Origin of the sequence: Streptomyces venezuelae, assembly GCF_008642375.1 — a bacterium.
GTDB lineage: Bacteria > Actinomycetota > Actinomycetes > Streptomycetales > Streptomycetaceae > Streptomyces > Streptomyces venezuelae_G.
Genome location: NZ_CP029194.1, coordinates 8,411,454 through 8,423,967 on the forward strand (window position 1 = coordinate 8,411,454; position 12,514 = coordinate 8,423,967).

Annotated in this window: 11 protein-coding genes and 1 pseudogene; 7 read left to right on the forward strand and 5 right to left on the reverse strand. The window is 70.2% G+C overall.

Annotation, left to right across the window (positions count from 1 at the left end):
- Window positions 1-13 precede the first annotated feature (13 nt).
- The 3 genes and pseudogenes from DEJ46_RS38195 (at window position 14) to DEJ46_RS38205 (ending at window position 2,417) form a co-directional block, all read left to right on the forward strand.
- Entirely contained in the window at window positions 14-946 is a 933-nt protein-coding gene (locus DEJ46_RS38195) for a hypothetical protein (RefSeq protein ID WP_223835401.1), read from the forward strand.
- Between the two features lie 186 nt (window positions 947-1,132).
- Window positions 1,133-1,240: pseudogene (locus tag DEJ46_RS38200) on the forward strand (IS5/IS1182 family transposase); the annotation flags it as partial.
- A 361-nt stretch (window positions 1,241-1,601) separates the two neighbouring features.
- A complete protein-coding gene (locus DEJ46_RS38205) occupies window positions 1,602-2,417 on the forward strand; it encodes an NAD(P)H-binding protein (RefSeq protein WP_150275160.1) in 816 nt (271 codons plus the stop codon).
- A gap of 220 nt (window positions 2,418-2,637) precedes the next feature.
- On the opposite strand, the gene DEJ46_RS38210 is transcribed toward DEJ46_RS38205, so the two are convergent.
- A complete protein-coding gene (locus DEJ46_RS38210) occupies window positions 2,638-3,192 on the reverse strand; it encodes a dihydrofolate reductase family protein (RefSeq protein WP_150273750.1) in 555 nt (184 codons plus the stop codon).
- Window positions 3,193-3,250: 58 nt separating this feature from the next.
- Window positions 3,251-3,961: a helix-turn-helix domain-containing protein gene (locus tag DEJ46_RS38215; protein ID WP_223835402.1), complete on the reverse strand. Its 711-nt coding sequence runs from the start codon at window positions 3,959-3,961 to the stop codon at window positions 3,251-3,253.
- Between the two features lie 461 nt (window positions 3,962-4,422).
- Here DEJ46_RS38215 and DEJ46_RS38220 point away from each other — a divergent pair, with 461 nt between their 5' ends.
- The gene (locus DEJ46_RS38220; RefSeq protein ID WP_150273754.1) at window positions 4,423-5,073 is read left to right on the forward strand and encodes a carbonic anhydrase; all 651 of its coding nucleotides are present in this window, start codon (window positions 4,423-4,425) and stop codon (window positions 5,071-5,073) included.
- Window positions 5,074-5,545: 472 nt separating this feature from the next.
- Here DEJ46_RS38220 and DEJ46_RS38225 read toward each other — a convergent pair whose 3' ends face one another.
- Window positions 5,546-5,998 carry a hypothetical protein gene (locus DEJ46_RS38225; RefSeq protein ID WP_223835403.1) on the reverse strand — a complete coding sequence of 151 codons (453 nt, stop codon included), beginning with the start codon at window positions 5,996-5,998 and terminating at the stop codon, window positions 5,546-5,548.
- Window positions 5,999-6,181: 183 nt separating this feature from the next.
- On the opposite strand from DEJ46_RS38225, the gene DEJ46_RS39435 reads away from it, so the two are divergent.
- A complete protein-coding gene (locus tag DEJ46_RS39435) occupies window positions 6,182-6,358 on the forward strand; it encodes a hypothetical protein (protein WP_190623097.1) in 177 nt (58 codons plus the stop codon).
- A 170-nt stretch (window positions 6,359-6,528) separates the two neighbouring features.
- On the opposite strand, the gene DEJ46_RS38230 is transcribed toward DEJ46_RS39435, so the two are convergent.
- The gene (locus DEJ46_RS38230) at window positions 6,529-7,452 is read right to left on the reverse strand and encodes a serine hydrolase (protein WP_150273756.1); all 924 of its coding nucleotides are present in this window, start codon (window positions 7,450-7,452) and stop codon (window positions 6,529-6,531) included.
- 410 nt (window positions 7,453-7,862) lie between these two features.
- Here DEJ46_RS38230 and DEJ46_RS38235 point away from each other — a divergent pair, with 410 nt between their 5' ends.
- Entirely contained in the window at window positions 7,863-9,377 is a 1,515-nt protein-coding gene (locus DEJ46_RS38235) for a DHA2 family efflux MFS transporter permease subunit (protein WP_223835404.1), read from the forward strand.
- A gap of 243 nt (window positions 9,378-9,620) precedes the next feature.
- Window positions 9,621-11,042, forward strand: coding sequence for a DUF5685 family protein (locus tag DEJ46_RS38240; RefSeq protein ID WP_150273757.1), 1,422 nt, complete (start codon window positions 9,621-9,623; stop codon window positions 11,040-11,042).
- A gap of 229 nt (window positions 11,043-11,271) precedes the next feature.
- Here DEJ46_RS38240 and DEJ46_RS38245 read toward each other — a convergent pair whose 3' ends face one another.
- Window positions 11,272-12,453 (reverse strand): glycoside hydrolase family 16 protein, encoded by a 1,182-nt coding sequence (locus DEJ46_RS38245; protein ID WP_150275165.1) that lies wholly within the window; start codon window positions 12,451-12,453, stop codon window positions 11,272-11,274.
- Window positions 12,454-12,514: the final 61 nt, after the last annotated feature.

The window sequence follows — 12,514 nt, forward strand, 5'->3', positions numbered from 1 at the left end:
GCAGGGGGGCGTGGTGTCGACGATCGACGTGCAGAGGATCTGGAAGCCGTCCGTATCGGAACTCTGGACGGGGCGACGCCCTCTGTGGTGGACGGTTGGCTCTGCGGGGGAGCTCGCTGTTCTGTTCGTCCATCGGCAGTGGCTACGTCGAAGCCGCTATGTGAAGGGCTGGCTGCGATGGCGCCCGCAGGTCCCTTTCGACGGTGTGCTCGTGATGCGCCACGCTGACGGGTCGCTTCAACGTCGACCGATCAAGGATGTCCAGGTCAGGCCGAGCCACATCGCTCTGCTCCCGGACTCCCGACTTCTCCTGGCAAGGGGTCGAGCGGGCAAGGAGGATTCGGGAGAGTGGGGCCCGAACGCTGTGGTGGTCTCTCTGGAAAGTGGTCAACAAGAGGCCGCCTTCTGCATCGGCGACGACATCCCGGCTCTGGTGACCGATCGCGGGGGATCGATCTGGACGGCTCACGGAGACGAAGGCATCTACGGAGGGCATCCGGAGTCCGCAGCCGGTCTGGCCGGCTGGAGTGTCGAAGGCGAGGCGATCTGGGCCCCGGGAAGTCGCCTTCCTGACGTGCCGTTGGAGGGATGCACCGCTGCCACGGAGGGGGACCGGGTCTGGTTGATCTGGTATTCCGGCAGTCGGCGGGGAGGCACGTTCCTGACGCGGATCCACCCGTCGAACGGTGAGGTGACCAGCTGGCCCAGCCCGGTGCGTGACCCGGACGGGTTCGCCGTGCGCGGGCGTCGGGCAGTCCTGACCAAGCGCGTTCACAACCAGCGGTCAACCGAAGTGGTGCGAGCCGAGTTTGACGGTGATGACTGGAATGTGACCGAGCGGCGCAGGATTCGCGTGCCCGGACGGGTGGTCATGCGCTGCGGTCAGGGGCGTGACGGTGTGCTGTGGCTTCGCGCTGGCGACACGTGGCTTCGCATCGAAGCCTGATGGCAGCGGAGGGAGTGTGTCGCTCATGCCCGACGGGCCACCTCGGCTGCGCAGGCCATTCCGAACGCGCCGACAGACCGTCGTTCGGTCCCCCCGAGCCGGAGGCGGTAGCCCAGGACGCGGGTGAGGGGAGGGTGTGCCCAGCTGGACGGCGCTGCAGGAGCGGATGTGCCAACAGAATTCCCACCGCGTCGGCGACGGCTCGCCAAGCTCCACGCTGACAAGGGACACGACTACGGGCACCTGCACCGATGGCTCCGCTCGCGCGGCCTCCGCCACCGCATCGCCCGCAGATGAGACGATCCACAGCGTGATCGGATGGATGCACCACACCCCGCGCTGGACGGTCATATCGGCCTGCGTCATCGCAGCAGTCCTGCTCTTCGTCGGCGCTTCCACTCACGTCATCGACTTCCTCAGCCACGGTCTCCACCCGTACGACTGGGCGCCGAGCCGGCTCAACCTCTCCTGGTCGTCGCTGACGCTGTTCGACACACTCGCCGCCGTGCCCCTCAACTGTGGCCAGGTCAGGCCCGCTGAGATGCGGGGAGGGATCCGCAACGGGTGGCTCATGCGGACGCTACCTGTCCGCAAGGGGGGACAGCATGTGCGTGTGGCCGGGCAGACCGGCGACGAACGGCGTGGGGAGACTGGCATGACGTTTTTGGTGGCGGGTGCGACCGGCACGGTCGGGCGGCAGGTCGTCGCGGCGCTGAGGGATGCCGGTGCGCCGGTGCGGGCGCTGACCCGGCGGCCCGGGGCGGCGACGTTCGGTCCGGGGGTCGAGGTCGTCGGCGGAGACCTGACCGACGTGTCCTCGCTGGCGTCGGCGCTGCACGGCGTGACCGCCTTGCACCTGATCAACTTCGGGGGAGACGACTACGCCCCACTGGAGAACGGCGGGGAGCTGGTGGCCGTGATCGAGTCGGCGGGGGTACGCCGGGTGACCATGCTGGCCGGCTGGTCGGAGTCGACTCTGGAGCCGGCCGTGCGTGCGTCGGGTCTGGCATGGACCACGGTGGCGCCGACCGAGATCATGGCCAACGCCCTCGAGTGGGCGGACGAGGTACGCCTTGGACGGGTCGAGCGGCCGTACGGGGACTCTCGCACCGCGATGGTGCACGAGGGGGACATCGGCGCGGTGGCCGCAACGGTTCTGCTGGAGGACGGGCACGCCGGTGCGGAGTACCTGCTGACCGGCCCGGAGCGGATCTCGCTGCGGGAGAAGATCGCCGCGCTGGGCTCTGCGGTCGACCGGAAGGTGGAGTTCGTGGAGCTGACACCGGACCAGGCGCGGGTAGCGATGCGGGCGCAGGGCGTGCCGGAGCACATGATCGACTTTCAGCTGGAGGTGTTCGCCGACCCGCCGGCCGAGTACAACACCCCGAACGGCGTGGTCGAGAAGGTGACCGGACGCCCGGCGCGCACGTTCGCGCAGTGGGCTCAGCAGAACGCGGCCGCGTTCCGCTGAGCTCGGCGTTGGGTTCATTACGTCGAACGGCGGCTCGTAGTTGGTTCCTCACCGGGGGATTCACCAGCTGTGAGCAGCCTCCGCCTGATTCCGTGCATCCGGCCGAGCAGTGCACGTGAAGCAGCCGGAGGCTGGGCGGGTGGGTGTGCTGGGCGGGGAGCCGAGCGGTGAGGCGTTCGGGTTGCTGCCAGGCCGTTCCGGAGTGCGGTCGGTACCGGCCTCAGCGTGCCGGGCGGTAGGTCGCGATGATCACGCCGCTGCTGGTGGGCTGGGCGCTGATCAGCTCCAGCTTCTTCAGTGCGGCGTCGTCGGCGAACAGCTTCTTGCGGCCTTCGCCGGCGACGACCGGGTGGATCAGCAGGACCAGCTCGTCCAGCAGGTCCTGATCGAGGAGCGAGCGCACCAGCGTCGGGCTGCCCGCGACGGTGATGTCCTTGCCCTCGCCCGCCTTGAGCTCCTTGACCGCGGCGGCCAGATCGCCCTTGACCAGCGTGCTGTTGGACCAGTCGTCGACGCCGTTCAGAGTCGAGGAGACGACGTACTTCGGCGACTCGTTGATCCACTGGGCGAAGCCGGCGTCCTCACCGCTGGTCACCGTCGGCCAGTACCCGGCCCACTCGGTGAACGTCACGCGGCCCAGCAGGATCGTGTCGGCAGTCTCCAGCGTGCCGGCCAGCGCCGCGCCCATCTCCTCGTCGAACGCGAACTGCCACTGGTCGGGCGACTGGACGACACCGTCGAGCGAGACGAACAGACCCGAGACGACCTTGCGCATGATTCCTCCATCACGATTCCGGGCGGCGAACCGGCCCGGTTGGGCTACGTCAGGAACACTAAGAGGGCGCCACGGGTGAAGTCTTGTACAGAAGCGACAGCGGCTCCGCCGTGTCCGGCACGGACAGCTGCGTGGCCGTCCGTCCGACGTACCGCTTCAAGGAACGCGCCAGGTGAGGCTGGTCGAAGTACCCCAGCAGATGGACGACCTCCTGGGCGGCCACCCCCTCCTGGATCAGTACCGCTGCCTGGCGGGCGCGGTGGATCTGCCGGACGGCGCCCTGGGTCTGGCCGGTCGCCGCGACGAAGCGCCGTTGCAGGGTGCGGTCGGATACGTCGGGGGCGGCGCCTTCGAGCACGGAGGGTACGACCGGGTCCAGGTCCACGATGCCCTCGCGCACCATCCGCCGTACGAACGCCTCGGCGTTGTCGTAGTCGGGGACGTGCCAGGCGGACCCCTTCAGCCACAGCGAGCGCCGCGTCAGGTCGGGGATCGCCGCGCTGCCGCCCACCAGCGTGCTGACCGGGATGTGCGGCATCGACGTGCCCAGCGCGAAACTGATCCCGAAGAAGTCGGCGTCCGCGGGGACCGGCGCCCGGCTCGCCCTCGGCTCCGGACCGAGCACGGCCGCCTGTATCTCACCGCGGTGCTCCCAGAACACCAGCTCCCAGTGCGATGTCGCGACCGACATCATCCGGCCGACGTCCTCGCTGCGGCTGCGCCACACCCGCTCGATGTGCGGCAGCTCCGACGGCCGGCTCTCGATCACCAGACCCAACGTGGTCCCCCCTCACACAGCACACAGGCACACCACCCCCTGCTGAGGCCGCCAGTCTGACACGGGCCCGTCCCTTCGCGAGCGGACCGCTGCCCGGTCGTCCTCCGCCCGTCACAGATGGCCGTGGACCAGGGCGACGGGGTCGGGTCGGCCGGCAGGGTGTCATCGAATCGACCGCCGAATCCCGCTCGGCCGCGTCCACGCCGAACTCGGCGCCGAGCCCCGCACGCCCGCCGCCGTCGCGACTGCGACTGAGCCTGGCCCGACACCAAGAGCGAGGCGGTGCTGCATGGCGGCGATGCTCCAGATCCTCGGCGGGAACGGATGTCTCGGGATCCGGAGGCCAGGGAGCGGCCCGGCGGCACCGGGGGAGGACAGCGGAACCTGAAGCGGCTTATCGAAGAGGAAGGGTCGGAGCCGCGCAGGCGCAGGTCGGATCGTAGGGTGATGCCATGCCCAGAACCTCTCCCACAGTCGCTTTCGACGCCCTCCTCGCCGGAAACAGGCGCTTCGTCGAGGGCAGGCCCGCGCACCCGAACCAGGACGCCGCCCGCCGCACCGAGCTCGCTCCCGGACAGGACCCGTTCGCCGTCATCCTTGGCTGCTCCGACTCACGCCTCGCCGCCGAGATCATCTTCGACCAGGGCCTCGGGGACCTGTTCGTCGTCCGGACCGCCGGTCACGTCGTCGGGCCCGAGGTGCTGGGCAGCGTCGAGTACGCCACCACTGTTCTTGGGGCCCGCCTCGTCGTTGTCCTCGGGCACGACTCGTGCGGTGCCGTCGCGGCCGCTCGTGCGGCGGTCGATGACGGCTTCCCCGTCGGCGGTTTCGTCCGCGACGTGGTGGAGCGCGTCATGCCGAGCGTCCTGGCCGCTCGCGCCGCCGGCCTGACCGCCGACAGCGACATCATCGACGAGCACATCCGCCACACCGCGGACCTGGTGCTCGACCGCTCCCGGATCCTCGCCGACCAGGTCGCGGCCGGCGAGACCGCCGTCGTCGGTCTGGGCTACCAGCTGGCCGAGGGCAGCGCCCGCGTCGTGACCGCGCACGGCGTCGACGTCGGCGAGACGGCCTCCGTCCGGGGTACCCCGGACCACTGACGGTTCCGGCAGGACCGGACTCGCCCCGGTTGCCACTGCGACGGGCCTCGAGGTGTCCCGCGCTGAGGCCCGGGGCGACGCTGCGCGCCGGTTGTCTCCGGCGGATCGGCCCGCAGCCATGCAATTGGGCCAGGGGGAGCGGTGCTCCTCAACGGCCGAACCGGTGTGTGGGTCCGGGGCCGGGGCCGGTGGGTACTGGAGTCCGATGACGTCCGACCGCGCGACGAGCCTTCGCCGACCTGCCCGCAGGCTCTTCGAACGGTCCGGCCTCGACCTCCACCGGGACGGTGCGATCGGGGCAGAGCGGTCCGGTTGCCAAGAGGCCGATCCGGAGGCGAAGGAGAACCTTCGGTACGAGCGGACGCTTTCCCAGGGCGCCGTCGTACGCGGCACGGTCCGCCTGACGAGCTCCTGCACCGGCACGGGCCGCCGTCGTCCCCTCTTCCGCTCTTCCGCTCGTCCGTCAGGCCGATCACGTGTGGGTTTTGCGGATCTCGAACCCGTACCACTCGTCGGCGTTGGTGGAGAAGTAGAGCACTGGCTTCTGCCCGTTCTCCGCCACTCCCAGATTCGCGATCTGCGTATCCGCGAACGACCCGCCGGCCTCGACGTACAGGAGGATCTCGTCCACCTTGTCGCCGGGGTACCTGGGCTCCCAGGTTCCGCTTCCGGACAGCTTTCCGTCGCCGGGTGGGGGATCGCTGAAGGCGAAGACGATGGCACTGCGGGGAATGCCGGACATCTCGAACCGGCCGTTCGTGTGCAACTCCACCCGGGCGCCGTCGTCGCCCGTCCACGTACCGGCTATCCGCGTGCGTTCGATCTTTTCGGGCCGCTCGACGATCCCGGCGATGCAACCTCCCATGCCCAGCAGGAACACCGCCGTCACGGCGGTGACCGCTCTACGCCGGGAACTCCAGGTCATACTGCATCCCCATCTCGCTCGCGCAACTCCGGACCGCATCCTGCGGCCGGTAACCTGCGGCTGGATTCAGACGCAAGGTACCCCCAGCCTCGGTCGCGCCCACAGCCGCCCCTCGCACACCAAGGCCGTCGGCATGATCGGCCGGGCAGCTCCTGGCCGATGTCGAAGGATGAGCCGCTCCCGATGCCGCGCACGGAGCGGGAACGCGCGCTCGTCCACGTCGTGGTCCGCGAGATCCACGACGCGCACCACCGCAACCAGGCCCTGGCCGAGGAGATCTGCGGGCTCATGAACCAGTACGGCCCGGCGGTCCTCCTGCGCCGGTGTGGAGCCGAGCTGCCCGCCCCGTCGAAGCCCTGACCGCCCAGTGCGCGGCGACGCACGCCACCCCCTGTGGTGACACCGACTGGCCCCGACGGACGCGGCGGCCGTGCTGTTGCGGGCGGTCCGGGAAGACCGCCCGCAGACGTCGGCGGAACTCATCACCGCCGCCCTTGACGGTGCCCAGGGACGGCCGTGGGATGGGGGTGTCAGCCCTGAGGCACCGCGATGAACGCCTCCTTCGGTGTGGCAGTCGGGGTGTAGCGGGACGCGGCGGGCGCGGTCGGGAACAGATCCCGGTGGATCACCTTGGCCACGGCCTGGATGGTGTTCACGCCGTAGTTCATCGTGCTGTTGCCGTCGGTGAGCACGGTGATGGTGTAGTCGTGGCCCCCGCCCTTGAACGTGCCGATGCTGTGCACCCGCCAGCCGCGCGTGGAGCGCTGCAGCCAGCCGTTCTTGACCTGCTTCGACACGGAGGAGGGTGCGCCGGCCGGGGTTCCCCACCTCTGCGAGGTGATGACGCGCCCCATGAGCTTGAGGATGTAGGCGCGGGAGTTGTCGCTCAGGACCGAGTTCCTGGCGGTGATCAGCGAGAGGAGCCGCTGCTCGTCGGTGACGTTGATCCGGGTGAGCCCCCAGTAGCCGCCGGACCCCGGCACCGTCCGCGTCATGCCGGCGGCCGCCAGGAAGCCCTTCACCTTGCTGACGCCGAGCTGGTTCCACAGGGAGGTGGTGGCCGCGTTGTCGGACTTGGTGATCATGGCGGTGGCGAGGTTGGACTCGCGTGTCGTCAGGTACCGGTTGGTCTTCTTGGCGTCCCACAGGAGCGTGGCGAGGACGGTCACCTTCACGATGCTGGCCGAGTCGTACGAGGTCGTGGCGCGCAGGGTGCAGGTGGTGTTCGTGGAGCGGTCGCGCAGGCCGACGGCGACGGTACCGGTGCGCGTGGCGAGGGCGGCGGTGATGTCCCTCTGAAGCTTGGCGGCGAGCCCGGCCTTGCCCGACGTGCAGCTGACCCGCGGCGCCGTGGCGGCGGAAGCGGGCGCCGCGCCCGCGACGACGGGCACGAGCACCCCGGCAGCAACTGCGGCAGGAAGCACGCGGGCGCGCAGGAATATGTGGTGAGTCATGTGGGTCCCCCTGGAAACGAAACGAACGCGCTTACGGTGCGCACTCGCCTTAGATGACTCCCCAGCGTGCGGATGGTTGTACGAATCCAGCGAAACCGGGGGATCGGGCGCCCCATGGACATGATTCCGCCGCGGGGAAGGACCGGGCCGCAGGTCCTGTGACATGCCGTCCGGTCACTCCGGCGTCGGCATCGGCGTCGGTGTCGGTGTCAGCGTCCGGAGTCCTGAGTCGGTGCGACTGGAGGGACTGGTCGAAGAGGCCTGCTCCGGCAGCCGTGCTTCGGCCAGGTCGCGCCGGAAGAAATGGTTTGAGTACGGGCGGCGGCACCGGCAGGATCGGGCGACACCGATGAGTTCCTCCCGGCGCTGCGGTCTGCCGGTGTGGCCGGCCACGTACGGAGGACACTCACATGACGGAAGGCACCATGCTCGCACCACACGCAGCACCCACCCTCTCGCCCGGCCGTGTCACCGCCGTGCTGAGGATCCTCGTGCTGTCCACGTTCGTCGTCCTCCTCAACGAGACGATCATGGTCAACGCGATCCCGCGACTCATGCGCGAGTTCGAGGTCACCGCGGCGGCCGCGGGGTGGTTGTCCACGGCCTTCATGCTCACCATGGCCGTCGTCATCCCGGTTACCGGGTGGTTCCTCCAGCGCGTGACGACCCGGACCGCCTTCGGCCTGGCCATGGCGCTGTTTCTCGCCGGCACGGCCCTGGCCGCGGCGGCGCCCGCCTTCCCCGTGCTCCTGGTCGCCCGCGTCATCCAGGCCGGCGGCACCGCCGTCATGATGCCGCTGCTCATGACGACACTGATGACGCTCGTGCCCCCGCACGACCGTGGCCGTGTGATGGGCAACATCACCCTCGTCATCTCCGTCGCACCCGCCCTCGGCCCCGCCGTGTCCGGCGTGCTGCTCCAGCTGGGATCATGGCGCCTGCTGTTCCTGGCGGTACTGCCCATCGCCGGAGCCATGGCGGTGTTCGGTCAGCGCAGACTGGTCAACGTCGGCGAGCCGCAGGCCGGCCCGATCGACTGGCTGTCCGTCCCTCTCGCGGCAGCGGGTTTCGGCGCCCTGGTCTACGGTCTGAGCGGCCTCGGTGCCGGGGGCGAAGCCTCGGCGGTCGTGCCTCCGGAGGTCACGACCCTGGTCGGTGCGGTGCTGGTAGGCCTGTTCACATGGAGACAGCTGGCGCTGCAGCGCTCGTCCACACCGCTGTTGGACCTGCGGGCCCTGACCTATCGTCACTTCTCCGTGGCGCTCGGCCTGATGTGCCTGTCCTTCATGGCGCTCATGGGCGCGTTCATCCTGCTGCCGATCTACCTGCAGGAGGTGTGCGGCCTGACCTCACTGCAGACCGGGCTGCTCCTCATCCCCGGCGGCCTGACCATGGGCCTGCTCGGACCACAGGTCGGAAAGCTCTACGACCGGCTCGGCGCACCACGGCTCGTCGTGCCCGGAGCCGTACTCACGGCGCTCTGCCTCGCGCTGTTCGCCCTCATGGGCGAAGCGACCTCGCCGTGGCTGGTGCTCGCCGTTCACGTGGCACTGAGCGCGGGCATGGCGTTCGTCTTCACCCCCGTCTTCACGTCCGGCCTGTCCGTCCTTCCGCCGCCCCTCTACCCCCACGGCTCCGCGATCCTGGGCTCGCTGCAACAGGTCGCGGCCGCCGCCGGCACCGCCCTGGTCATCAGTGTCATGTCGGGACGCGCCGCCACGGCGGCGGCCGACGGCGCCGACCCCACGGACGCTCTGGCCACGGGCATCCGGTGGGGATTCGGCATCGGCGCCGTGCTCGGGGGACTGACGGTGCTGGTCGCGCTGCTGGTCCGCACTCCGCCCGTTCCGCAACAGCCCGGTGCGCCGGAGGTCCAGGACGAAGACGGCACCGCGACGGACAAGACCGCCGCTACGCCCACCTAGTGGTCTGGCGGTCTTGGGCGAGGGTCGCCGACGGCTCTGGTGCACGCGCCCGGGGCCGCGTCGGGCCTCCGCGGGCACTCCTGGAAGGGACCCATCTAGGATGACGACCGCGCGTGGACGGCGCATTGCGGCAGACGTCCTGTGCGGTCGTGCCGGTGGCGCGGTCCTTCGTCCGTGGGTCGTCCCTCCGTGGGGCGTCCCACCGGATGCATCCGGGTAGAGGTCCTACGGGGGAGATTTTCGGTGTTCGGAATCATCAGGCCATGCCGTCATCGGCTGGGCGAGGGCTTGCGTACCGAGTGGATGGCGCACTTGTGCGGGCTGTGCCTGACGTTGCGCGGCGAGTACGGGCAGTTCGCGAGGGTGGCCACCAACTACGACGGCCTGATCGTCTCGGTACTGACCGAAGCGCAGTCGGAGCGAACCGGCGACTGGCGGCGAGGGGCCGGTCCCTGCCCGCTGCGCGGGATGCGGTCGGCGGACGTGGCGCAGGGCGAGGGTGCGCGATTGGCCGCGACGGTGTCGCTGGTGCTCGCCGCAGCGAAGATACGTGACCATGTCGCCGACGGTGACGGTCTGTTGGGGCGCCGCCCCGTGGCGATGGCGGCACGCCGGATCGCACACGGCTGGGATCGTGCGGGTGCGGCGGGTGGCGACCGGCTCGGCTTCGACACCTCGGTGCTGCTCGAGGCTGTCGAGCGCCAGCCGCAGATCGAGCGGTCGACCGGGCGGGGCGGCTCGTTGCTGACGGTCACGGAGCCCACGGAAACGGCGACCGCCGCGGCCTTCGCGTACACCGCCGTACTCACGAACCGCCCGGACAACGCGGAACCGCTGACGGAAGCCGGCCGGCTCTTCGGTCGGCTGGCTCATCTGCTTGACGCCGTGGAGGACCTGGACGCGGACGAGGCGTCGGGTGCGTGGAACCCGATCGCCGCGACCGGCGCGGACCGTGCTGAGGTGCGCAGGCTCTGCGACGACGCCGTTCACGGAATCCGGCTTTCCCTGTCCGACGCCGAGTTCGTCGACGGGCGGTTGGTGCAGGCCCTTCTGGGCGGCGAGTTGGAGCGCGCTGTCGACCGGGTCTTCGACCCCCGGCATCGCCACCATCGCCACCATCAGCACAGCAAGCAGGCACGTGGCCTGCGCATACTGCCTTGGCTGGGCCGTCGTACGGCGACGGAGGAGCCCTCGCAGACCGGCAGTGGCGCGGCTTGCGGAGTCGGAGCGCTGGCGGGTGCGGCCCCGGAGGGCGCGCCGACGGCGTCGGGCCGACCGCCGGAGGGGGAGTGCCGCCGGTGTCGTGAGCAGCGGCGCCTGTGTGCCGATTGCAGGCTCTGCTACAACTGCTGCCGCTGCGACGACGACGCGGACTCGGGTGAGGGAGAGTCCTGGCAGTTCGGCGACGGCAACCGCCAGGGCGGCTCAAGCCGGGACGCCTCCGGCCGGGACGGTTCTGGCAGGGACGGTTCCGGGGGCGACGGCTGGTTCGGCGGGCACGGCGGCGGTCACTCGGGAGGATCCTCCGGCGGTTCGGGCGGAGGCCACTCGTCCGGTGGCTCCGGTGGCTCCGGTGGCTCCGGTGGTTCAGGCGGGGGCTCGGGTGACGGCTGTGGCGGGGGTTGCTGCAACCCCTGCAAGTGCTGCTGCGACTGCTGCGACTGAACAGCGGACGAACCGTGCGGGGCCCCCGAAGGGGAGCCGGGTACGGGAGCTTCCCGGCAATGCGTTCGGGGGCGGCGGCGCGGCATCCCCGACGCCCGACTGCCACGGCGAGCCGGAGACCCTCGGGTGGCGACCTGCGCTCCCGTGCGACCAGGAGGGCCTGGCCGCCGGGAGCGTCCGCCTCGTGCGGGAGGACCTAGGGCCTCCCGCATGCGTCGGGACCGGTGACTCAGCCCACGGTCCACTTCTGTGCCGTGGTGCCGTTGCAGGTCCAGGTCTGCAGCCGGGTGCCGTTCGCCGTGTTGCCGCTCGGGATGTCCAGGCACTTGTCCGCCGCGACGTTCACGATGTCGCGGGCCGCCTCCACCCGCCATTTCTGGGCGCCGGTGCCGTTGCAGTCGTACAGCTGGAGCTTGGCGCCGTCCGCCGCGGATCCGGCGGTGACGTCCAGGCACTTGCCGAGTGCACGGATCGATCCGTCGGCGTTCACGGTCCATCGCTGGGCCGCGCTGCCGTTGCAGTCGTAGAGCTGGACCGGGGTGCCGTTCGCGGGGTTCGCCCCGGCCACGTCGACGCACTTGCCGCCGAGGCCGGTGATCGGGCCGCCGGTGCCGGTCGGCGGGGCGGGCTGGTCGTTCGTGACCCGGACGTAGTCGACGGTCAGGGTGTTCGGCAACGGGGTGCTGCCGTCCGGGTCGCCCGGCCAGTAGCCGCCGACGGCGAGGTTGAGGATGAGGAAGAACGGGTGGTCGAACACCCACTGCCGGCCGCCGAGATCGGCCGGTGTGCGCGTCTGGTACGTGACGCCGTCGACCTTCCAGACCAGCTTGTCCGGCGCCCATTCGACACGGAAGGTGTGGAAGCCGTCCGCGAACGGTGCGCCGATCGAGTGGCCGGCACCGATGCCGCCCGAACCCGAGTAGCCCGGACCGTGGATGGTGCCGTGCACGGTGTTCGGCTCGAAGCCGACGTTCTCCATCACGTCGATCTCACCGCTCTGCGGCCAGCCGACGCTGCCGATGTCGTTGCCGAGCATCCAGAACGCCGGCCACATGCCCTGGCCGCGCGACATCTTCAGCCGGGCCTCGAAGGTGCCGTACGTCTGGGTGAACTTGCCGGACGTGTTGAGCCGGGCCGAGGTGTACTCGCAACGGCCGTACCAGCAGTTGTAGTTGCCCGGGTTCTCGCGTCGCGCGGTGATGACCAGGTTGCCCTGGCCGTCGTGCGCGGCGTTGCGGGTCGAGTTCGTGTAGTACTGGCGCTCGTGGTTGTTCACGTTGTCGCCGGTCTCCAGGTTCCACTTGGAGCCGTCGACCGGTGTGCCTGCCGGGGCGTTGAACTCGTCGCTGAACGTGGTGGCCTGGACGCCGGCTTCGGCCGTGGCTGTTGAGGCCGAGGTTGTCGCCGCCATCGCGGACGGCTGGGCGGCGGGGCTCAGCAGAGCCACCACCGTGGCGCATCCGAGGCCTAAG

Excerpts from the sequence above, each read along its gene's own strand:
- DEJ46_RS38235 (WP_223835404.1), top strand. The coding sequence starts at position 7,863 with ATGACGGAAGGCACCATGCTCGCACCACACGCAGCACCCACCCTCTCG.
- DEJ46_RS38225 (WP_223835403.1), bottom strand. The coding sequence starts at position 5,998 with ATGACCTGGAGTTCCCGGCGTAGAGCGGTCACCGCCGTGACGGCGGTG.
- DEJ46_RS39435 (WP_190623097.1), top strand. The coding sequence starts at position 6,182 with ATGCCGCGCACGGAGCGGGAACGCGCGCTCGTCCACGTCGTGGTCCGC.
- DEJ46_RS38205 (WP_150275160.1), top strand. The coding sequence starts at position 1,602 with ATGACGTTTTTGGTGGCGGGTGCGACCGGCACGGTCGGGCGGCAGGTC.
- DEJ46_RS38230 (WP_150273756.1), bottom strand. The coding sequence starts at position 7,452 with ATGACTCACCACATATTCCTGCGCGCCCGCGTGCTTCCTGCCGCAGTT.
- DEJ46_RS38220 (WP_150273754.1), top strand. The coding sequence starts at position 4,423 with ATGCCCAGAACCTCTCCCACAGTCGCTTTCGACGCCCTCCTCGCCGGA.
- DEJ46_RS38210 (WP_150273750.1), bottom strand. The coding sequence starts at position 3,192 with ATGCGCAAGGTCGTCTCGGGTCTGTTCGTCTCGCTCGACGGTGTCGTC.
- DEJ46_RS38245 (WP_150275165.1), bottom strand. The coding sequence starts at position 12,453 with ATGGCGGCGACAACCTCGGCCTCAACAGCCACGGCCGAAGCCGGCGTC.